The 22,681-nt window shown below is 30.0% G+C and carries 21 protein-coding genes and 1 other annotated feature; of the genes, 12 read left to right on the forward strand and 9 right to left on the reverse strand.

Annotated features, from left to right (window positions below):
* Positions 1-631: 631 nt before the first annotated feature.
* From RBH29_RS06910 to RBH29_RS06930, 5 genes are all read left to right on the forward strand, one after another.
* On the forward strand, positions 632-2,866 hold the full coding sequence (locus tag RBH29_RS06910) for a cohesin domain-containing protein (RefSeq protein WP_306696036.1): 2,235 nt from the start codon (positions 632-634) through the stop codon (positions 2,864-2,866).
* A gap of 313 nt (positions 2,867-3,179) precedes the next feature.
* On the forward strand, positions 3,180-3,935 hold the full coding sequence (locus tag RBH29_RS06915; RefSeq protein WP_306696037.1) for a cohesin domain-containing protein: 756 nt from the start codon (positions 3,180-3,182) through the stop codon (positions 3,933-3,935).
* Positions 3,936-4,060: 125 nt separating this feature from the next.
* Positions 4,061-4,365 (forward strand) — a binding site (T-box leader).
* A gap of 70 nt (positions 4,366-4,435) precedes the next feature.
* Entirely contained in the window at positions 4,436-7,231 is a 2,796-nt protein-coding gene (ileS, locus tag RBH29_RS06920) for an isoleucine--tRNA ligase (protein ID WP_306696038.1), read from the forward strand.
* A 96-nt stretch (positions 7,232-7,327) separates the two neighbouring features.
* Positions 7,328-8,410: a 3-dehydroquinate synthase gene (aroB, locus tag RBH29_RS06925; protein ID WP_306696039.1), complete on the forward strand. Its 1,083-nt coding sequence runs from the start codon at positions 7,328-7,330 to the stop codon at positions 8,408-8,410.
* A 147-nt stretch (positions 8,411-8,557) separates the two neighbouring features.
* On the forward strand, positions 8,558-9,418 hold the full coding sequence (locus tag RBH29_RS06930; protein WP_306696040.1) for a polyphosphate kinase 2 family protein: 861 nt from the start codon (positions 8,558-8,560) through the stop codon (positions 9,416-9,418).
* 12 nt (positions 9,419-9,430) lie between these two features.
* On the opposite strand, the gene RBH29_RS06935 is transcribed toward RBH29_RS06930, so the two are convergent.
* Genes RBH29_RS06935 through RBH29_RS06970 form a run of 8 tightly spaced genes read right to left on the reverse strand, consistent with a single transcriptional unit; the run spans position 9,431 to position 13,634 of the window.
* Complete coding sequence (locus RBH29_RS06935; protein WP_306696041.1) at positions 9,431-11,029, reverse strand: complex I subunit 5 family protein; 1,599 nt, start codon at positions 11,027-11,029, stop codon at positions 9,431-9,433.
* Entirely contained in the window at positions 11,022-11,378 is a 357-nt protein-coding gene (locus tag RBH29_RS06940) for a sodium:proton antiporter (RefSeq protein WP_306696042.1), read from the reverse strand. The genes RBH29_RS06935 and RBH29_RS06940 overlap by 8 nt, the downstream gene beginning before the upstream one ends.
* 4 nt (positions 11,379-11,382) lie before the next feature.
* Positions 11,383-11,769 (reverse strand): MnhB domain-containing protein, encoded by a 387-nt coding sequence (locus RBH29_RS06945; protein WP_306696043.1) that lies wholly within the window; start codon positions 11,767-11,769, stop codon positions 11,383-11,385.
* 2 nt (positions 11,770-11,771) lie between these two features.
* Positions 11,772-12,032 (reverse strand): hypothetical protein, encoded by a 261-nt coding sequence (locus RBH29_RS06950; RefSeq protein ID WP_306696044.1) that lies wholly within the window; start codon positions 12,030-12,032, stop codon positions 11,772-11,774.
* 15 nt (positions 12,033-12,047) lie between these two features.
* The gene (locus RBH29_RS06955) at positions 12,048-12,584 is read right to left on the reverse strand and encodes a Na(+)/H(+) antiporter subunit B (protein ID WP_306696045.1); all 537 of its coding nucleotides are present in this window, start codon (positions 12,582-12,584) and stop codon (positions 12,048-12,050) included.
* Between the two features lies 1 nt (position 12,585).
* Positions 12,586-12,891 carry a monovalent cation/H(+) antiporter subunit G gene (mnhG, locus tag RBH29_RS06960; protein ID WP_306696046.1) on the reverse strand — a complete coding sequence of 102 codons (306 nt, stop codon included), beginning with the start codon at positions 12,889-12,891 and terminating at the stop codon, positions 12,586-12,588.
* The gene (locus RBH29_RS06965) at positions 12,888-13,145 is read right to left on the reverse strand and encodes a monovalent cation/H+ antiporter complex subunit F (RefSeq protein WP_306696047.1); all 258 of its coding nucleotides are present in this window, start codon (positions 13,143-13,145) and stop codon (positions 12,888-12,890) included. Before RBH29_RS06965 ends, mnhG begins: the two co-directional genes overlap by 4 nt.
* A 3-nt stretch (positions 13,146-13,148) precedes the next feature.
* Positions 13,149-13,634, reverse strand: coding sequence for a Na+/H+ antiporter subunit E (locus RBH29_RS06970; protein WP_306696048.1), 486 nt, complete (start codon positions 13,632-13,634; stop codon positions 13,149-13,151).
* A 173-nt stretch (positions 13,635-13,807) separates the two neighbouring features.
* On the opposite strand from RBH29_RS06970, the gene RBH29_RS06975 reads away from it, so the two are divergent.
* The 5 genes from RBH29_RS06975 to RBH29_RS06995 all read left to right on the forward strand — a co-directional run bounded on the left by RBH29_RS06975 (position 13,808) and on the right by RBH29_RS06995 (position 18,823).
* Complete coding sequence (locus tag RBH29_RS06975) at positions 13,808-14,062, forward strand: TM1266 family iron-only hydrogenase system putative regulator (RefSeq protein ID WP_306696049.1); 255 nt, start codon at positions 13,808-13,810, stop codon at positions 14,060-14,062.
* 318 nt (positions 14,063-14,380) lie between these two features.
* Positions 14,381-15,664, forward strand: a complete 1,284-nt coding sequence (hydE, locus tag RBH29_RS06980; protein ID WP_306696050.1) for a [FeFe] hydrogenase H-cluster radical SAM maturase HydE — start codon at positions 14,381-14,383, stop codon at positions 15,662-15,664.
* Positions 15,665-15,749: 85 nt separating this feature from the next.
* On the forward strand, positions 15,750-16,904 hold the full coding sequence (locus tag RBH29_RS06985; protein ID WP_306696051.1) for an aminotransferase class V-fold PLP-dependent enzyme: 1,155 nt from the start codon (positions 15,750-15,752) through the stop codon (positions 16,902-16,904).
* A gap of 346 nt (positions 16,905-17,250) precedes the next feature.
* Entirely contained in the window at positions 17,251-18,357 is a 1,107-nt protein-coding gene (gene pilM, locus RBH29_RS06990) for a pilus assembly protein PilM (RefSeq protein ID WP_306696052.1), read from the forward strand.
* A 295-nt stretch (positions 18,358-18,652) separates the two neighbouring features.
* A complete protein-coding gene (locus RBH29_RS06995; RefSeq protein WP_306696053.1) occupies positions 18,653-18,823 on the forward strand; it encodes a hypothetical protein in 171 nt (56 codons plus the stop codon).
* 179 nt (positions 18,824-19,002) lie between these two features.
* Here RBH29_RS06995 and eam read toward each other — a convergent pair whose 3' ends face one another.
* Positions 19,003-20,256 carry a glutamate 2,3-aminomutase gene (eam, locus tag RBH29_RS07000; RefSeq protein ID WP_306696054.1) on the reverse strand — a complete coding sequence of 418 codons (1,254 nt, stop codon included), beginning with the start codon at positions 20,254-20,256 and terminating at the stop codon, positions 19,003-19,005.
* A gap of 547 nt (positions 20,257-20,803) precedes the next feature.
* Here eam and RBH29_RS07005 point away from each other — a divergent pair.
* Both RBH29_RS07005 and RBH29_RS07010 read left to right on the forward strand, forming a co-directional pair.
* The gene (locus tag RBH29_RS07005; RefSeq protein ID WP_306696055.1) at positions 20,804-21,355 is read left to right on the forward strand and encodes a hypothetical protein; all 552 of its coding nucleotides are present in this window, start codon (positions 20,804-20,806) and stop codon (positions 21,353-21,355) included.
* Between the two features lie 324 nt (positions 21,356-21,679).
* On the forward strand, positions 21,680-22,654 hold the full coding sequence (locus RBH29_RS07010) for a DUF1186 domain-containing protein (protein WP_306696056.1): 975 nt from the start codon (positions 21,680-21,682) through the stop codon (positions 22,652-22,654).
* Positions 22,655-22,681 lie beyond the last annotated feature (27 nt).

The following is a 22,681-nucleotide window of genomic DNA, read 5'->3' on the forward strand; positions in this document are numbered from 1 at the left end:
AAGATAAACGTTATTGATATATAATTAATATTAGGAAGGGATATCTTTTAATGTATAATCAATTTAAGGTACACATTATTTTCAGCCATGTTTTATCAAAAAAGAGAATGTTTGTGTAAGTTATTTTCTGATTTCAGTGGCTACGTGTTTAATTTACAATTTTTAGCGATACAAAGAAATGTGAAAATAAAATTATGTAGGGTATAAACTAATTAATAATAGACTACAAAGAATAAATACACTGCGTTATAGTACACATACCAATCTATTTACCTAATACCTTTTGTAGGAGTTTGTCTATTCGTTTTATTTTCTATTTGTATGATTGATATTAAAAAGTTTATTTTTATATAGTTAATAATATATATAGCATGTTTAAACACTTTAGATGTCAAATAAAGATGAAAGGAGGTAGAAAAAAGCAAAATACAGTTTCAAAAATGATATGTTAAAAGTGTCTAATAGAATAAGCATGTTCAAAGAGAGGTTTTAAAATATCTCTTTGGGGACGAAATAGCATTTGTGTTAGATAGATGTAAAGTAAAAAGATTAAAGAAAGTTCTTACACGTCCTTAAGATCTTTTTAGATCATATATATATTATTTTAAAAAATTTTTTAGGAGGATTTTGTATGAAAAAAAATATTTGTAGGGTTTTAGTTGTCGCTCTTTTGTTGACGACAGTGTTTGTTGTTGCTAATTCTAACTTAGAGTCGCTTGTGGAGGCATTTGATGCAATGTCTAATGGAACAGCAGAGAGTTCTCTTTCTATTGATTTTGACAAAAGTACAGCTGAAGTTGGTGACATAATAATAGCTGAAATTAATGTACATAACATTGAAAATTTGGCTGGATTTCAGGCTAATATAAAGTACGACCCTGAAATTTTAGAAGCAGTGAATCCTGATACAGGTGTTGCTTTAACGTCAAGTGAAATACCTGATAATGGAGATGTGTTGGTTAATGACGAATATGGTGCTCTTTCAACTGCATCAAATGACATTGAAGAAGGAATACTGAATTTTTCAAAGACATATATATATCTTGATGATTACAAAATGTCAGGGGATAGTGAAGAAACAGGTACTCTAGTTGCAGTTGGGTTTAAGGTTTTAAAAGAGGAAGCTACTGTTGTGAGCTTTGAAGATACGAATACAATGCCTAATAGTACAACAGGAACTATGTTATACAATTGGGAAGGTGAAAGAAATACTGACTATGTTATTTCTCAACCAGTTGTAATTAACGGAGAAGACTCAGATGAGGGAGAAGATTCAACACCAATAGAAACTCAACCGCCAGCTCCATCAGATGGAAGTATTTCGTTGGAACTAGATAGAAATTCAGCTTCAGTTGGTGATATAATAAATGCTGATATAAAAATAGATAACATTGATTATCTATCAGGTTATCAGGTAAATATAAAATATGACCCTGAAGTTTTACAGGCAGTTAATCCAAATACCCAAAATGCATTTAGCGATGGAACAGCACCTATAGATGGTACGCTTATATCTAATGATGAATATGGTGCTTTTTCAACTGCAGCAAATAATGTAGAAGAGGGAATATTGAATTTTGGAAAAGTATATACTTTTATTAATGATTATAGAATGAGTGGAGAACCAGAAAATAGTACTGGAACACTTGGAACAATTGGATTTAAAGTTTTAAAAGAAGAGAATGCAATTATTAGTTTTGAAGAAGCAGATACCATGCCAAATGGTATTTCAGGTACATTGCTATTTGACTGGGAAGGAGCCAGAATTTCAGATTATTCAGTAATACAACCAGATGTTATTACCCTATCATCATCAACACAGCCACCGGTAGAAACACCTGATCCTGTTACTGATGGATATATCGAAATAGAATTAGATAGAACATCAGCACAGGTGGGAGAAATAATTAAAGCAGATATTAATGTTGATGATATAACTAATTTAGCAGGTTATCAGGTTAATATTAAATATGATCCTGCCGTTTTAGAAGCGGTAAATGCTGAAACTGGAGATGCTTTAGGACAAAGAGAGATGATGGGAAACAGAGAAATTATTGCTAATTCAGAATATAGTCCTATATCAGTAGTTGATACCAATTTTTCAGATGGAATACTTAGTTTTGCAAGTACATATAGTTATTTAGAAGACTACAGACAAAGTGGTAATCCAGAAGAATCAGGAACTTTGGGAGTGATAGGTTTTAAAGTTCTTAGTGAAGAAAGTACAAATATTAGGTTTGAAGAAACCGCAGCGGGATCTGCCACAAGTCTTTTTAATTGGTATGGTGACAGACTGTCAAATTATACGGTAATTCAGCCTGAAACAGTTAATGATGGGGGCGATGATACCGACAGTGGCACAGGGGATATTTCCCAAAACTATATTTCTATAGAAGCTGATAAAAATACTGCATCAGTGGGAGATATAGTAACTGCGTTGGTTTCTGTTAATAATATTGACAATTTAGCAGGTTATCAGGTAAGCATAAAATATGATCCTGAAGTTTTAGAACCTGTAAACACATCGGGTGATGTTTATGGAACACGCACCATGCCTGAAGGTGGAACGGTTATCACTAATGAAGAATTTATGCCATTATCAGTTTCATCTCATGATTTACCAAATGGAAGGTTGTCTTTTGGTAAAACATATGCAGATTTAAATTCTTTAAAAGACAATGGTATAAATGAAAGCACAGGAATTTTGGCAGAAATATCATTTAGAGTGTTAAGTAATGAAAATACAGAGGTTTCTTTTGAACAAATAAGTTCAATGCCACAAAGTGTATCTGGTACATTGTTATATGATTGGGATGGAAATAGAATTTCAGATTATTCAGTACAAAATTCAGCTGAAATAAACTAATTGATATTAATTATTTAAAATATATGTTTATAGATTTTAAAGCCGCAAGTTGATATTTTAAAAAAACAATTTAGCGGCTTTTTTCTTTATATTATGATATTTTTTTAATAATTTATTTATGTGAATGAAAATATGGAAGAGATATTGTTCTTCACTTTTAATACATGCACTCAAAATATTCTAAAAGTAATTGAATTTTAATGAATATTATGTTATAAAGGAACTCTAGGGTAGTGTAAACGACATGGAGATTGTTGGGGGAAATTACATTATTCGAATTTTGAACTAAGTATATTTTTAGGAGTTGATGTTATTGTACAATAAAAGATTAACGCTGTTTTTAGCTGGTGTCCTTTTGGTGATTTCACTCTTATCAGCATGTGGATCAGATACAGAAGGAGAAACAGATGTAAGTGATTCAGTTGTTACTGATTCTGAATCTGGTTCTTCAGATCAGGGCAGCGAGTCAAAATCAGATGATACAGGTGAAGATGAGGAAAAAGACAGTGAAAAAAAGTTAGTAGCTGATGTAGATGAAGACACTGTCCCAGTTCCAAATGATCCTTCAACAGACAATTATATACATTTAAAGCTTGATAAAAATGAAGGAGAAGTTGGAGACATAATGAAGGCAGAGGTTAAATTAGATGTGGCAGAAAGTGTAGCAGGTTTTCAGGTGAATATAAAATACGACCCAGAAATATTAAAGCCTGTCAATTACGATACTAGGGAGTCCTTTGAGGATAGTACAAAGCCTCCTGGTGCTACAATGGTTACAAGTGAAAATTATTTGCCTTTAAACTTGGCAGATAATGATTTAGAAAATGGTTTTTTGAATTTTGGAGCCAGTTATGCCAATCTTAATGATTACAAAGATGATGGTGAACCTGAAAATAGTGGAATTTTAGGTATCATAGGTTTTGAAATATTAAAAAAAGAGGCTACTCTTATTGGTTTTGAAAACAGTCCAGCTATGCCTGATGGAAAAAATGGCACAATGCTCTTTGACTGGGATGGCAGAAGATTTTCAAATTATGAAGTGGTAGGAATTCAAAAAATAAACTATTAAAAAAAGGGTAGAATATTATATCTAAGTGAATGAAAATAATATATATACCCATATATAAAATACTCTCTTGACATTAAAAGATGTAGTATTGTATAATCTTTTTAAAATGTAAAGTTTAATATACCTAAAAGACGATGAGTAGAAAGAGTAGAAAATCAATCTTTTTTAGAGAGCGGATGTTTGGTGAAAATCTGTAAAGTTGGTTTTTGAAAATCATCTATGAGTTGCTTTGCTGAAAGAAAGAAATTTTTATTAAGCAAAAGCCGGATTAATCCGTTATTTTAAATTAAGTGATTTATGTAATATTTTTGCCTGAGTGGATTTAAATTAGATGGCATGATGTAATTAAGGACAGATAGATGTTTTTAATTTATATGTATTAATAAATAAATGTGGGTGGTACCGCGTGAGTTGAGCTCTCGTCCCTTGTTGGATGAGAGCTTTTTAAAGTTTAAAAAAAAGTTAAAAAATCAGAGTTTAATTATAATGGAGGTATGTATATGTCAGTTAATTATGGAAAGACACTAAACTTGCCAAAAACAAAATTTCCTATGAGAGGAAATCTTCCTAACAGAGAGCCAGAGTTTTTGAAAAAATGGGATGAGATGAATATTTATAAAAAACAGCTTGAAAAAAATTCACAAAAGCCCAAGTTTATTTTACATGATGGTCCACCGTATGCAAATGGAGGGATTCATCTAGGAACTTCTTTAAACAAAATATTAAAAGATATAGTTGTAAAATACTATAGTATGAAAGGTTACAAAACTCCTTTTACTCCTGGATGGGACACTCATGGGCTTCCAATTGAGCAGAGGGCGATAAAGGAATTGGGATTAAAAAGGCATGAAGTTGGACCTGTAAAATTCAGGAATGCATGTAAAGATTTTGCGTTAAAATATCTGGATGTACAAAGGAATGCTTTTAAAAGACTTGGCGTGAGAGCTGATTGGGATAATCCTTATATAACATTAAAGCCAGAATTTGAAGCCAAACAAATTGAAGTATTTGGCGAAATGGCTAAAAAAGGTCATATCTATAAAGGTCTGAGACCTGTTTATTGGTGTACAGATTGTGGAACAGCACTTGCTGAAGCTGAAGTAGAGTACCTAGAAGATACCAGCCAATCTATATATGTTAAATTTAATGTTAAGGACGATAAAGGAAAATTTAAATCAATAACTGATAATTTGAATAATATTCACTTTGTAATCTGGACTACAACTACTTGGACATTACCTGGAAACCTAGCTATAAGTCTAAATGGTGAATTTGAGTACAGTGTGGTAAAATCTCAAAATGAATATTATATAGTGGCAACTGAATTGGTAGAGAACGTTATGAAAGCAGCTGAAATAGAAGACTATCAAGTGGTAAAAAGGTTTACAGGAGAAGAGCTAGAAGGAATTGTATGTGAGCATCCTTTCTTAGAAAGGGACTCATTGATAATTACAGGTGACCATGTAACTTTAGATGCAGGTACTGGTTGTGTTCATACAGCTCCAGGTCATGGTGCAGAGGACTTTGAAGTGTGTAAAAAGTATGATGATATTTCTGTGATTGTGCCTGTTGATGATAAAGGATATTTAACTGAGGAAGCAGGTCAGTTTGCAGGACTTTATTATGATAAGTCAAATGCTGCGATTTTAGAACATATAAATAAAACAGGTCATCTTTTGGCTTCAGAAAAAATAGACCACCAATATCCACATTGCTGGAGATGTAAAGAGCCAATAGTTTTTAGAGCAACTGAACAGTGGTTTGCATCGGTAGAGGGTTTTAGAAATGAAGCAATTAAAGCTATAGATACAGCAAAGTGGGTTCCTGAATGGGGAAAAGACAGAATAACAGCCATGGTTAGAGATAGAGGAGATTGGTGTATTTCAAGACAGAGGATATGGGGAGTACCAATACCTATATTTTACTGTGCACATTGTAAAAAAGAACTTATAAATGATCAGACGATAGACTCTATAGTAAAACTCTTTAAAGAAAAAGGTTCAGATGCTTGGTATGAGGTTGATGCAAAGGATATTATACCGGAAGGTATTAAATGTGAATGTGGAGAGAGCGAGTTTGAAAAAGAACAGGATATAATGGATGTTTGGTTTGACTCAGGTTCCACACATGCAGCAGTTTTAGAGACATTCGAAGATTTAAGTTTTCCAGCAGATATGTATTTAGAAGGAAGTGATCAGCATAGAGGGTGGTTCCAGTCTTCACTGCTTACATCTGTTGCAACTAAAGGAAGAGCTCCATATAAGACAGTTTTAACTCATGGATATGTTGTTGATGGTGAAGGAAGAAAGATGTCCAAGTCTTTGGGTAATGGAATTGATCCTGAGGAAGTAATAAAAAGCTATGGAGCTGATATTTTAAGACTTTGGGTAGCATCTTCAGATTATAAAAATGATATTAGAATTTCAAAGGACATCTTAAAGCAGCTTTCTGAAGTTTATAGAAAAATTAGAAATACAAGTAGATTTATTCTTGGAAATATAAGTGACTTTGATCCAAATAAAGATATAGTAGAATATGATAAATTAAATGAGCTTGATAAGTGGGCATTGATGAAACTTAACAAACTAATAAAATCAGTTGATGATGCATATAGTAAATATGAATTTCATTTAATGTTTCATGCGATTCACAATTTCTGTGTTATAGATATGAGTAACTTTTATCTTGACATAATAAAAGATAGACTTTACACTTCAAAAGCAGATTCTTTAGGTAGAAGAGCTGCACAGACTGTTATGTATGAGATATTAGACTCACTTGTAAAAATGCTTGCTCCTGTACTTGCCTTTACAAGTGAAGAAATTTGGCAGTTTATGCCTCATAGAGACTCAGATGATACAGAGAGTGTACAATTAAATTATTGTTCGGCTCAAAACAAAAATTATGATAATAGTGAATTAGAGAAAAAGTGGGACAGAATAACACAGGTGCGTCAGGTAGTTTCTAAAGCTTTAGAGATAGCAAGGGCAGAAAAATTAATAGGTCACTCATTAAATGCTAAAGTGTCCATATATGCAGATAGTGATAATTATGATTTCTTAAAATCAATTGAAAAAGACTTAATTACAATTTTTATTGTATCTGATGTTGAACTTGTAAATTCAGAGCAGCCAGAGGGAAAAGCATATGAAGATGATGAATTTAAAGGTATTAAAGTAGTTGTCTCTCAAGCAGAAGGGGAAAAATGTGAAAGATGCTGGATGATTAGTAAAACAGTTGGTAAATATCAGGAGCATCCTGATATTTGTGATAGGTGTAAAGCTGCAATTGAGTAGTGAATAAGTTTATTTGATGGTGACATAGCCACTTGTAAAAAAAGTGGCTATGTTAGATGTTTAACATCATATATTAAAAAGGTGGAGTGTTAAAAAGTGATAAAATTAAACATTGATTTAGACCAAAGAAGTTATCCAATTTATATAACAACTGGATATGATAACATAGGAAAGGCCATTGAGAATGCAAATCTTAGAGGAAAAATGGTTTTAATTACAGATACTAATGTGGATAAATGTCAGGCAAATGAGTGCATAGATGCTCTTAGACGATCTAATGTTTATGTTGAAAAATTTGTAATTAAAGCAGGGGAAAAGAGTAAAAACCTTGATACAATAAAGGAAATTTACAATTTTTTAGTTGACCTTAAGCTTGATAGAAATGCTACACTTGTAGCATTAGGTGGAGGGGTAGTTGGTGACATTACAGGGTTTGTAGCTTCTACCTTTTTACGTGGAATCAATTTTGTGCAAATACCAACAACTCTTCTCTCTCAATCTGACAGCAGTGTAGGAGGAAAGGTTGGAGTGGATTTTAAAGGACATAAAAATATAATTGGTTCATTTTATCAGCCCAAATTAGTATATATTAACGTCAATTCACTTAAAACACTACCTAAAAGAGAACTTTGCTCAGGACTTGCTGAGGTTGTAAAACATGGAATAATAAAAGATGAAGAGTTTTATGAATATATTGATGATAATGCTGAAAAAATCTTAAATTTAGATGAATCGGTTTTACAGTATATTGTAAAGATAAACTGTTCAATTAAGGGAAATGTTGTTGAAAAAGATGAGAAAGAAAGTGGCCTTAGGGCAATTCTTAATTTTGGACATACAATTGGTCATGCAATTGAAACAGTTATGGGTTTTGAATTCTTGCATGGGGAATGTGTTTCTTTAGGAATGATAGCAGCTTTTAAAGTGGCAAATTATCTTGATATTATTGATGATAAAAGCACTGAAAAAGTTAAAAAGACTCTAGAGAAAATAAGTCTGCCTGTTACTCTTCAAAATATTGATGTAGATAGAGTATATAATCAAATGTTTTATGATAAGAAAGTCAAGGGAAATAAACTTCAGTTTATACTTCCAAGAAAGAAAATAGGAGAAGTAATTCAGTGTACAATAGATGATGAAAAAGTAATTAAAAAGGCTATAGAGAGTCTCAATAATTAGAAATTTAAAATTTCTTTATATTACAAATTTGATTTTTAAGTATAATATTATAAATGAGTGCAAATAATTAAAAGCAGTTGTGTTGCTTTAGTGCAATTGCTTTTTTGTAGGAATTTTCTTGTAGGGATATTATATGGAGGATTATTAATGGTAGATATAAAAAGCTTTAGATTTAACAACCCAAATGGTTTTGACCTGTCTCAAATTGATACTGTGTTTTTAGGGGATTTGTCAAAGGGAAAAGCGTTATCAATTATGGATAAAAACAAGAAAAAGATGCTGGAATTTCAAAATAAATTATATGCACACAGTAAATATTCAATACTTGTAATATTTCAGGCTATGGACACAGCAGGTAAGGACGGTGCCATAAGACATGTGATGACAGGACTTAATCCTCAAGGCGTGAGTGTTTACAGTTTTAAAAAACCTACCGAAGAAGAACTTAATCATGATTATCTCTGGAGACATAATAAAACATTACCTGAGCGTGGGCATATAGGAGTATTTAACAGGTCATATTATGAAGAGGTTTTAGTTACAAGGGTTCATAACATTGTTAAAAACCAAATGATACCAGAAAAGCTTATTGGAAAAGATTTATGGCAAATGAGATATAGACAGATAAGAGATTATGAAAGGTATCTAAAAGAAAATGGTATTATACCTGTGAAGTTTTTCCTTCATATATCAAAAGATGAGCAAAAAAATAGATTGCTTTCTCGAATAGATAAAAAACATAAGAATTGGAAGTTCTCTGAATCAGATGTAGAGGAGAGGGAATTTTGGGATGACTATCAATTTTGTTATCGGGAAGCAATAGCTAATACAGCAACAAAACATGCCCCGTGGTATATTATACCTTCTGATAAAAAGTGGTTTGCCAGATTTTTAATTTCACAGGTGATGGTGGATATAATGGGTGAGCTAGACATCGATTTTCCTGAAATCGATGAGGACATTGAAAAAAAACTTCAAAAGTACAGAGATATACTTCTTGAAAGTTAGTGATGACCCAATCTAGCCTTTTATTACCAGATAAATTAATGTTGCAAAAAAGAATAAAGTAATTGAAAGACATATATTATTAAAATCCAATTCAAATTCTTTTATTTTTGTAATGAACTTTAGTTTTGGAATAAGGTATCTGTGAAAAAGATAGCCTGCTGTCACAGTTAAAAAGAATAGAATTATATTTTGCAAATAATAACTTGAAGATATTTGTGTTTCAAGATTGAATAAAAAATTTACAAAAAATTGCCCATAGATTCCACCTATAAAACACATTAAAGCCATTATTGTAGTTATAAATCTTGTGTAAATATCTATTTTTGCAGGTGGTTTATCAGAATTTCCTTTAAAGATTGATAAAAATTTTAAAAAGTATATTACCGTTCCAAGATTAATTATAATTAGAGCATATTCTACAGGGCTTCCACTTACTGCAGTTTTAATAAGATATTTAGAAAAGCTTCCATTAAAAAATGGAGCTCCTGTAATTCCAAGAATAGCTAAAAAAGAAGCTATAGAAATAAATGGCATTCTTTTAAAAACACCTTTAATTTTAGTTATATTTCTTGTGCCGTATTCATCAACAATTATTCCTGCTATCAAAAAGAGCGTGGACTTAAAAAATGCATGGTTTATTATGTGGTACATAGATCCCCAGTAAGCGTCTTGGCCAGGATAATTTAAACCAATCATTATAAGACCTATCTGAGATATTGTGCTGTAAGCGAGCATCAGTTTAATATCTGTTTGAGAAAGTGCCAGTAAAAAGCCAACAACACCTGTTAAAAAGCCCATTAACATAAAAAAGGCTGAGGTGTCTATTGCAGGATGAAACATTTCCTGTAATCGTACAAATAAATATATGCCGGTTTTTACATAGAGACCGGATAACAATGCTGACACTATAGGGGGGGCTATAGAAGTTACATGTGCTTTAGGGAGCCAACTGAAAAGGGGCATTAATGAAGTTTTTATTCCGGCTGCAGTTATCATTAAGGCATAAGGTATAAATAGGGTTGAGTTATTTTCTATAAGTTTGATACCTTCACTGATTCCATTAAAATCGAATACCCCAAAGGTTTTATATAAAAAGCCTGTTCCAAAAAGAAAAAATGTCATTGCAACAGTATTTACAAGAAAGTAGACAATACCATCATAAACTGATTTGCTGTCCTTTTTAAACATTATTAATATAGATACAACTATTGTTGAAACTTCAAATAAAACGAATATATTAAAAAGATCATTTGAAAGAAAAATTCCAGTTATTAAAGATTGAAGTATAAGAAAGAGAAGTACAAAGAGTCTGTTTACATATTTTTTTGGGTAGTCGAATATTAAAAATGCAAGGAATAAAAAAGCTGACAGCATTATCATAACTGCTGAAAGAAGATCCATTTTAAGTGAGATACCTACAAAGTCAGGCCAACCACCTAAGTTTTCTATTATTGTACCATGTTTTTTTACATAGCTAAAGTTTATTGTTGTTGCAACTAAGAAGCAGGATTGCAAAACAATAGCAAGAGTCTTCATATATTTATTATTGAAAATATACATCAAAATTGCTATAAGTATTGGTGATAATACAAAATAATACAAATTAATCATTGGCTTCATCTATCCTTTTTTTATATACTTTCAACCAGTTTGTACTTCCAAATTTGTGATAAAGCGTTATGAACATTGTCAAACTTACTGCAGTGACTGAAACGCCTATGACAATTGCTGTTATCATGAGAGCTTGGGGAAGAGGATCTGCCATTAATTCAGGAGATGTGTCTCCAATTGGAGGCAGAGCTCCGTCCTTAAAATTTAAGGATATAAAAAATAGTATTACACCAGCTTCCATTATTCCAATTGAAATAACAGTTTTTACAATATTTCTTCTGGCAATAAGCCCGTATAGACCTATAAAAAATAGAATTATGCTGGCTGTTTCACCGTTAATATACTGCAAAAAATCACCTGCTTTCATAAAAGACAAATCTAAAAAATATTATACTAAGACCACAACAAACTTTAATTCCAATGAGAATATTCATTAATATTAAGTAGTATTCATTTAAAAACGAAAAACTTTTATTTAATCCTGCAAATAAAAATACAACAGGAATGATTATAATTAATATAAACATCAATTTTTCAACTAATTTAAAGCTATTAAGGTTTTTGTCACCTTCGGAAATTCCTGTATATTTGGTTATGAATACAGCAGATAAAAGTGCACCACCTTGAAATCCGCCTCCAGGAGTAATATGTCCATTTAAAATTATATAAAATCCAAATAAAATTATAAATGGATAAATAAGTGCTACTGTATTTGTAATTATTTCAGAGTTTTTGTTCATTGTTATAACTCTCCTTCGTGTTTAGAAAAATGAATTACTCCTATAACACTAACTATGAGGGTAAGCGTTTCAAATATTGTATCATATACTCTATAATTTAAGTATATCGAAGTTACAGCATTTTTAGCTCCTGTGTCCTCTATAAAATTATGTGTTATATATTGAGATACTTCATTTGGAAACACCTCAACAGATTCTTTGTATATTATAAAAAAAACTAATGAGATGATAAATATAAACATAAATATAAATTTTCTACGCACTAGATATCAGCTCCTTTAAAATAAGTTTTTTACATATACAATACTAAGATTATTGTCCAGCTTACTAGTAAGATATTTTTTCATTGAATCCACCAGATAGCTGTCTTTTTTACTAAACACACAAATATCCTTATTTTTATGGTATATTATTATATCATATTCGTATTTTGATTCAATATTTTTAACCTTTTCTGTACTGTGAACAACTTCAGGCTCAAGTTCTTTTTCATAACAAAATTTTTCTAGCATATCAATTACTTTTTTCCCGGAGCTTTCTATCACATATTTTTTTGTAGCTGATTTTTCATTAGAAGTATAGTATATTGTAAATATTTTATATTTTTTTAAGGCCACAAGATAGAGAATGGTTGAGAGAGTACTCCCTATAACAGCTTGAGCAATTGCAACGTCTGGAGAGCCATATAAAAGGTAGCAAAAGGAACTTACCAGCGAGAATATTCCTAAATATATTACAGCTCTTCTAAGGCTGTCAGATTGAACAGAAAAGACAGCGAACAATACCATAAGTACAAGAAATACATTTAGCAGCATACTAGTCATCCTCCTTCTTTATTTTATACCCACTAATATAAGCAGAACGTGCAATAGCATGAGTGGCCAAGGGGGTAGTTATAACGGCAATTATAACTATTAGCAATACTTTAAAGGAGAAAAAGTTAAATCCATTTTTTAAAATTACCCCGAGCATTATAGTCATAAACCCAACTGTATCAACCTTAGAGGAAATTAGAACTCTAGAGTAAAAGTCATTAAATCTAAATATGCCGTATACACCAAAGGCAGATAATATTATGCCGAACACTATTAATATATTACCTAATAAATTTAGCATACTCATATTTTGCCCCTCCATTGAATAAATCGTGAAAAAAGGATAATGCCTATAAACCCTAACAGGGCATAAACTATTGCTATATCTAATAAATAAGTTTTATTCATTAAAACAGAATACAAAACAATCAGCATTATGATTTTTGCTGAAAAAATATTAAAACCTAAAAGCCTATCCCATATTGTAGGTCCTAAAACTATTCTTAAAAAACCTGCTATTGCTAAAACAACAAGAGATATTAATGCATAATTTATAAACAAATTTTACCCTCCAGATAATATTTTTTCAAAATCTTTTTTTATAAGTTTACCTGCTTTTTCACTATCAGAAGTAATCTTATTTAGCCAAAGAATCTTTAATTTGTTGCCAGATTTACTAAGTGTTACTGTACCAGGTGTCAAAGTTATGGAATTAGCAAGTATGGAAATTGTCATATCATCTTTAAGCTCTGTTGTTATTTCTACTATACCTACATTAGTTTTACCTAAAACAATCATACTTATGGCAGAAAAACCAGAAATATATATTTGAAAAATAAGATAACTAAGATATTTGAAAATTATTTTTAATTTTAAGTTGCGAGCTATTTCATGGTAATTAGAAACAAGGAGTTTTTCAACAATAAATAGAGACAGTATGCCAAATATAATTCCAAGAATTATACTTGAAATAGAGATACTTTCATTTAAAATAATCCAGACTATTAAACATAGTATGACAATTATAAATTCAAAGCTCTTTTTTTTCATTGTTGCCTCCCTTGAAAGTGTATTATAGGTATAAGTATATTATATAAATTATTATTTTTCTAGAATAAAAATAAAAAAAAATAATTTTAAATGATTTTTCTTTGATTATATGTCTTCACGATTTATTTTATGGTATAATGAGGGCATAATTTAAGAATTAAAGAGGTTTGATTATGAATAAGGATAATAATAGAGTTGCTATTTTAGGAATTGTAGTTAATAATCGTGAAGAAACTTCTAAAAAGTTAAATGATATATTAAGTGATTTCGCAGATATAATTGTAGGCAGAATGGGACTTCCATATAAAGAGAAGGGGATATCAGTTATTTCTATTATTGTTGATGGATCTAATGACCAAATTGGTGCATTAGCTGGGAAATTAGGAAACATTAGTGGTGTAAAAGCAAAGGTTGCCATTACCCATTAGGTAAGAAAATTTAATAGTATGGTTTTACATTTTAATATTCAAATTTACCTGACGAAACGGATTAGTCTTATCGAAGGGGAAGAGAGTGTTTAAATTTTTAAAAGAAGTTGCTATTATGTTTAAGTTGCTTTAGATTATTTTTAAATAAAACTCTTTGTAAAAAAACTCTTCGAGACTTATTTTTAAAGTTTTGAGGAGTTTTTTTAAGTTTTAGAATAAAATAAGAAATTTAAAAGCTAGAGAAGCTAAGCAGTCAGAATTTTTATTAGTTAGTTATGAATATTATATTTTATAGAAAAATTGAAAGGATATGAAGAAATGAAAGAAAAGTTTTATTTAATACTAGCACAAAACAGTGCACAAATGCTTTTAATAAATAAACTCTTAAAAAAAGAGGGGATACAAACAGATTTAGTTCCAGCACCACCAGAATCAGGTACAGTATGTGCTGTAGCTATAAAGGTAAATGGAGATTATCTTGAAAAATCAAAAAGTTTAATTACTAAAAATAAGATTGAAATAATAAATATATATGAGGATAAAAAAATGAAGCTTCAAGGGCTTATTGATAAAAAGCTTGGACTATCAGTAACGAAGACCTTTTTAAATATTTTAAAAAAGATTGAAAACGGAGAAAATTTTTTAGAGGAAGAAATTATATATCTCCTTTCAACCAAAAATAAAAAAGAAATTGATGGGATTTATGCTGCAGCAGATAAAATAAGAAAAGAAACGGTGGGAAATGTAATAGAAATAAGAGGTGCTATAGAATTTTCAAACTATTGTAGAAAAAAGTGTAAGTATTGTGGGATAAATTCACAAAATAAAATTAAAAGATATAGAATGAATGAAAAGGAGATAATGGAAGTTGTCAAATACTTGGATAAAATAGGTATGAGAACAATTATACTTCAATCAGGAGAAGATTATGGTTGGGGTATAAGAAGGCTTACAGAGCTTGTTAAAAACATAAAAGAAAAGACAAGAATGAGAATAACTTTAAGTGTTGGAGAAAAGTCTTTTAAAGATTATAAAAATTTAAAAAAGGCTGGTGCAGACAACTTTCTATTAAAAATTGAAACAACAAACAGAAAACTTTTCGAATTAATTCATCCAGATGGAAATTTTGATTTAAGATTAAAATGTTCTAAGTGGTTAAAAGAATTAGGATACATAAATGGTTCTGGCAATATTATTGGTATTCCAGATCAAACCATACAAGATATTGCAAATGACATACTGTATTTTAAAGAAATGGGTATAAATATGATAGGAATAGGACCGTTTATTCCAGCTAGAGGTACTCCTTTTGAAAATATACCTCATGGTGATGTGAACTTGACTTTAAGAACTATAGCTGTTACAAGAATTGTATGCAAAAAAGTATATATACCATCAACCACAGCTTTAGCATCTTTAGACAAACATGCCCAAGTGCAAGCATTAAAAGCTGGAGCAAATACTATCATGCTTATTAGTACGCCAGAAAAATACAAGTCAGATTATAAAATTTATAATAATAAAAACATGATTGATATTGATGCTGCTATTTATGCATCAGAAAAGACAGGAATACAACTTCCTGCATACTTAAAAGTGTGAAAACAGAAAAATAAGAAGTATACTTAAAAACATTGTAAGAAAGTATCAAAGGTTTGAATTCAAAAATTCATTGAGGTGAGTAATTATGATTTATCTTGATAATGCTGCAACTTCATATCCGAAACCTAAAAGTGTTTATGAAAAAATGTTATCATGTATGAAAAAATATTGTGCAAATCCTGGAAGAGGCGGACATAAAATGGCTCTTGATTCTGGAAGAGCCATTTTAAAGACCAGACAGATCGTTGCAGATTTTTTTAACATAAAAAATCCAATGCAGATTGTGTTTACTAAAAATGCAACAGAAGCAATTAATATTGCAATAAAAGGCGTATTAAAAGAAGGAGACCATGTTATAATTACATGTATGGAGCATAATTCTGTAATCAGGCCTTTGAAATCAATGGAAAAAGATAAAAATATACAATTGTCAATTGTAAAGGGAAATGAATTTGGTGAAATAGATGCAGAAGACATTAAGAAATCATTAAAAGAAAATACAAAGCTTATTGTAAGTACTTTATCATCAAATGTAAATGGAATAATAATGCCAGTTAAAGAAATGGGAACTATTGCAAAGGAAAAAGGTATTTTATTTTTAGTTGATGCTTCACAGGGAGCTGGATGTATAAAAATTGATGTAAATAAATTAAATATTGATATGATGGCATTTCCAGGTCACAAAGGTCTTTTAGGTCCTCAGGGAACAGGGGCACTTTATGTTAAAGAGGGAATAAAAATAACTCCTATGATGACTGGGGGAACAGGTAGCAGTTCAGAAAGCTTTATGCAACCTGAAATATTTCCAGATATACTTGAAAGTGGAACACTTAATACCCCAGGTATAGTAGGGTTAGGGTGTGGAATTGAGTTTATTAACAGCATAGGGATTGAAAATATTAATAAATCTAAACATAGACTTGTAAAAATCATTTATGAAGAATTAGCAGAATTAAAAAATGTAAAATTATATAGTAAGTCTGATATTTTAAAAAACTCAGGAAGTATTGCATTTAATTTTGATGGTGTAGAGTCTACTGAAGTAAGTTATGTATTGGATAAAGTTTATAATGTAGCTTCTCGTGCAGGACTTCATTGTTCTCCCTTAGCACATAATACATTAAAAACAATAAATACAGGTACAGTAAGATTGAGTGTTGGATGTTTTAATAATTTTGAAGAAATAAAAATGACATTAAAGTTTTTGAGGGAAATTTCCGAAAGTATTAATAACGTTTAAATTAAATTTTGCAAAGTTATAAAAAATTAAATTTACGTTAAGTTTTAAGAAATATTTTCAAAAAATTAAAAAGACATTTATAGCTAAATTTTCAGTATGCTACAGATTAAACTTATTTAATGAACAAAAATATATTTATATGAAAAGTAAATATGCTGGAATTATGATAATTTATATGCTATAATTAAAAAAGTATACAAGTTTATTGTAAAGTGGCATATCTATATTATATAAAAAAAATATAACTTATATAATAAATGTGTTGTGCCCTGTGTTAATATAGCGTATAATTATATACAGTTTATGTTTTTAACATAGATGTTTTGCACTTAAGGGGGATATGTAAATGTTTTTGGATTTATTATTTAGAAAAACTTCAATGGTATGCATTGATGTAGGGTATAGGAACATAAAGGTAGTTGAAGTTTCGGTAAGGAAAAATAATAATATTTTTATTGAGAATTACGGAATAGTTTCAACTCCTCCAGATTGCATTAAAAACGGTGCAATATATGATGTTGAGAGAGTTTTAAGAGTTATTAAAGCTGTTATTAAAGAGGAAGGTATGAAAGCTAAAAATGCCAAAATAATTATGTCCGGTACTAATATAATTACCCGAATTTACATGATTGACAAGGCAGAAGGTGAAAGTGAAGACTTTACCATAAAAAATAGCATGCCTAATTTCCTTCCAGTTGATATCGATAATTACAGAGTGGATTACAAACTGCTTCAAACTGTTACAGATAAAAATCGAGAAATATATAAGGTTTTTGTTACTGCAGTTCCACGTAAAATTTTAGAGAGTTATATAGACGTTTTGCAAGGTTTAGATTTAAAACCTTTAGCAGTTGATATACCGGCAAATAGTACTGCCAAGTTTTTTAACAGAGATATTTATACAAAGGATATGGATGAGTATTACTCAAAAAGGAAACATAAAAATGTTCAAAGTGATACTTATGCAGTATTGGACTTTGGTTCAGAAACAACAATTGTTAATTTTTTAAAGGACAGAGTTTTAGAGTTTAACAAGGTTATTTTGTCTGGAAGTTCAAATATAGACAATCACATATCCAATGAAATGAATATAAGTCTTCAAGAAGCGGAAAGATTAAAGAAAACTTATGGTATGACTCAGCCTAATAGTCTTTCTAAAAGAGACCATGTTGTAGCTTATGGTAAAGTAAGTAGTTTTATAGAAAGACTTGTGATGCAGATTGTTAAGTGTTTTGAATTTTATATTGAGAGGTGTTATGGTTCTCAAATATCTAAGATTTTTATTATCGGTGGAGGTTCACAGCTAAATGGTTTAGATCAATATTTGTTTTCTATATTTAAAGTTCCGGTATACCCTGTAGGACTTCTAAGTTTAAAAGGTGTTGAGCTTAGAAAAAATCTTGACAGAGAAAAACTTAATTATTTAATAAACTCTGTAGGAATTTCTCTGTAATTATAAGTTGTATAAGATAGACTGGTATTTATTGTGGCTAAAAACAATTAGATTTAAAGTTTTAATTAAAATGGTAAAATTTGTTTTTATTATTTTATAGAGTGTATTATTTTTATAAAAATTATACATAAGTGCAAAACATTAAATGCAAGATAGATGAAAAGTACCTTATGCTTAAAGGTGCTTTTTTGCTGTAAAATTAAAATTATTTTAAATTAAATTAATTATTTTAAGACATTTATTAATTTTTATCGTATAATTAATTAAGAACATTTATTTAAGGGGTGAATTGAAGATGAATGATGGATTATTAAAAAGTATTTTGGTTATAATAGGTGCAATTACATTGGCAGTCTTTGCTATAAGGGTAGTTGGAAGTATACTTGCTTTTCTTATACCACCTGCAATTGTGATTATTGCTATATATATAGTGTATAGACTGATAACTGGAAACAAGAATCGTTAGATAGACTATTTTTAATTTATCTTGTTATAGGTAAATAAACATGTACTTAAAGTTTTAGGTTAAAGTTTTAAGTCTTTCTTATTATAAGACTCCACCTTATATAAGGTGGAGTCTTATAATCCGCAGGTGGAGATTATAATCTACCTGAAGATTAGATGTTTAGCTTTAGCTAAGCTAGTTTATTCTTTAATGTTTTTTGTGGGATGATTTGGATAATCAAAAACTTTTCCTTCCCACGTTCTAATTTTTACATGGTCTTTTCCTCTTGAAACCACATATTGAGGTGAAATTGGAGTTTTGCCATTTCCACCTGGTGCGTTTACGATATAAGTTGGTATAGCAAGTCCTGAGGTATAACCTCTCAAGTATTCAACTATTTCAATACCATCATCAATTGAAGTGTTAAAATGTGTGGTTCCAGAAACATGTTTTGCATGAAAAATATAATATGGTCTAACTCTACATTTTAACAGTTCATGATTTAAAAGACGCATAACATATTTATCGTTGTTTATGCCATTTAATAAAACAGCTTGATTTCCCAAAACAATTCCATTGTCAGCAAGTTTATCACAAGCTGCTTTTGATTCTTTAGTCAATTCAAGAGGATGATTAAAATGAGTATTCAAGAAAATAGGTGGATATTTTTTTAGAATATTAATTAAATCATCTGTAATTCTTTGAGGCATTGTAACTAAAGTTCTTGAACCCAATCTAATATATTCAACTGAAGGAATTGAGTGAAGTTCACCTAAAAGCCAGTCAATTGTAGAATCAGACATTGTAAGAGGATCTCCACCTGTTATCAAGACATCCCTGATTTCAGGATTTTTCCTGACATATTCAATTGATTCTTTAAGTAATTCCGTTGCAGTATGATTATCTGAAGTACCAATATTTCTTCTTCTTTGACAATGTCTGCAATACATAGCACAAATATTGCTTGTATTAATTATTAGCCTGTCAGGATATCTTCTTGTGATAGAGCCAGCAGGATTGGTGTACTCTTCACCCATAGGATCAGAATCTCCTTCCTCATGTAATTCATGATGTGAAGGAATTGACTGCAACTTAACTGGATTAAATGGGTCATCATCTATTAGTGAAGCATAATATGGTGATATTCCCCATCTAAATTTTTCCTCAATTTTTTTAATTGTTTGAATTTCATCATTATCTAGCTCAATGATTTTTGAAAGCAAATCAATACTGTGAATTCTGTTTTTAATTTGCCATTTCCAATCATTCCAATCGTTTTCAGTTGCATTTAGAAGAGATGAAATTTGCTTTCTTTTTTCTGATATTTTTTCTTCTTGAGTGGAAGACATACCACGTGGGATGGTGTCTTTTACATCATTATAATCTTTAATACGATTTTTTAATTCTTCTGCTCTTTTAAGAGCTATTTCTCTTTTAGTGCATTGTTTTTCCATTATAAAACATCCTTTCAACCCCATAAATTTTTATATAATAGCAAACATAAATTTATGATAATAATTTATATATAAAAACATATATAACGTTTAGATAAAAGAAAAGCAGTTTTATCCTGCATTTAAGACTGCCATAAAGATACTTTGATTTTATGTGGTTTAAAGTCCCAATCACAAGATATAATGTTTAACTTTAGCTAAACGGTTTTACTTTTATTATATATCTTGCCCTACTATCGAATAATTATATCATATTGAATAGGTAGCTGCAATTAAAGTTGGGAAAGTTTTCTCTTTGTTTTCTTAGAGTTCACTTATTTAGCATTTAATGATACAATAGAACGATAAATAATAATTTTTATTGTTCAATTAATGTTAGTGTGATAGAATTGTTTGAGAATATTTTAATAATGTAGGAATGCTTTAGAAATACGTCTTATTTTCAAGGGAAAAATCCTTATGATTTAATGGGTTTTGGATGATAATAATAGGATGTTATTTCCTAGATATTACTTAATTGAGTTTGAACATGAAATGGAGGAATTTAATGAACCGTATTAGTGTGGGAATGTTAATAGTTGCAGTAATTTTGTTAATACTGAAGTATTTAATGTTAGGTACTGAAAAAAAAGCTGTTATTAAAGATGGAGCTATAGTTTTAAAAATGAGTAGGATTTATGGCGTAATCGGATTTAGTGGTATTTTAGTTTCAATAGCAATTATGACAACTTCGGCTTTGGGGATAGTTGGAATAGAAAGGGATATTAAAGTTACCATTGGATTTTCAATGTTTTTGTTGGTAATGGGTATATTTCTTTTTTTATTGTCAATAAACGTTCAAGTTTTTGCAGATGAAGACAAGATAACTCATTATAACATAATAAGACAAGAAAAAGAAATTATGTGGGAAGAAATAAGAAGAGTAACTTTTAATAAAGGAACTCAGGAATTAATAATAGAAGATGCTAATACGAAAATAAAAATGCATATTCATATTGTAGGATTTTTCTCTTTTATAGAATTAATGAAATCAAAGATTGACCATAATTTATATAAAGGAGCTATTGGTATAATAGATACTTATAAAAAACAGAAATAAAACATAATTTTAAGTTGTTATTGTCGACGGTATAATATAAAATATTTCTTAGAGAGAGTTTTAAAAGTAAATATTCTAATAAAGCAATGCCTTAGAAATAACTTAGTATTCTCAAGGACAAAATCCCGATGGTTTAACGGGTTTTGGACGATGAGAATCGGATAGTATTTCTTAGCCATTGCTAGGCAATGCCTTAGAAATAACTTAGTATTCTCAAGGACAAAATCCCGACGGTTTAACGGGTTTTGGACGATGAGAATAGGATAGTATTTCTTAGCCATTATTATGTTAGAATTGTGTAATATATTAAAGGGAGATGCAAATATGAGATTAAAAATATTCAAAGGATATGAAAGATTTGATGACCATTATCCTTCTGAACAGGTGAAATATGCGTTAGAAAATAAAGAAGAAGCTATACCGGAGCTTCTTGAAATACTAGAATATACTGTTAATAATGCTGAAAGTCTTTTTAAAGATAACAAATACTTAATTCATTTTCCTGCTATTTACTTACTTGCGTATTTTCGTGAAAATAGAGCATATAGAGAAATTATACAGTTTTTGGGCTTTAGAGATGAAGTTATTTATGGATTACTTGGAGATACGGTAACAGATAATTTGAAAAATATTTTGGCATCAGTATGTGATGGGGACATAAATCCATTAAAAAAAATTATTGAAAACTCTTTAATTGATGAGTTTGTTAGGTGTGAGGCATTAGAGGCACTTCTGGTATTGTTAAGTGAAGGAGAATTAAAAAGAGAAGAACTGGTATTTTATTTCAAAGAACTTATGAACGGAAAACTTGAAAAAGATTATACTTATATATGGGAATTCCTTCCTACGTGTTGTTCGTTAATTCATCCAAAAGGGCTTATTGATGATATTGAGCAGGCAACTAAAGATGGGAAAATAGATTCTTTTTTAGTTGATTGGCTTTTATTAGAAAACAATGCAAAAAGATCTTCTAAAGATGTGCTAAGAGAACTTAAGGAAAATGAAAGCTATTTTTTTATTGATAAAGAAGATGTGTTTTCGTTAGAAGAGTGGGTTGGTGGATTTAAATTTGATGATGAATACTATGACGATGATGACTGGTTTGAAGATGAAGGAATATATTATTTAGAAGATGAAGAAATTGATGAATATGAATTAAAAAAAGATAAATATTATGATAAGTTGATTAATATACCCTTTGTTAAAGATAGCAAGGAGGAGTTAAACTCACTTTGTCCCTGTGGAAGTGGCAAAAAATATAAAAAATGTTGTTTTTGGAAAGAAAGAAATAAGTTTTAATCAAAAGTCTTAGAACAAAGAGAAGGA

The sequence above is a fragment of the Herbivorax alkaliphila genome, assembly GCF_030848475.1.
Classification (GTDB): domain Bacteria; phylum Bacillota; class Clostridia; order Acetivibrionales; family Acetivibrionaceae; genus Herbivorax.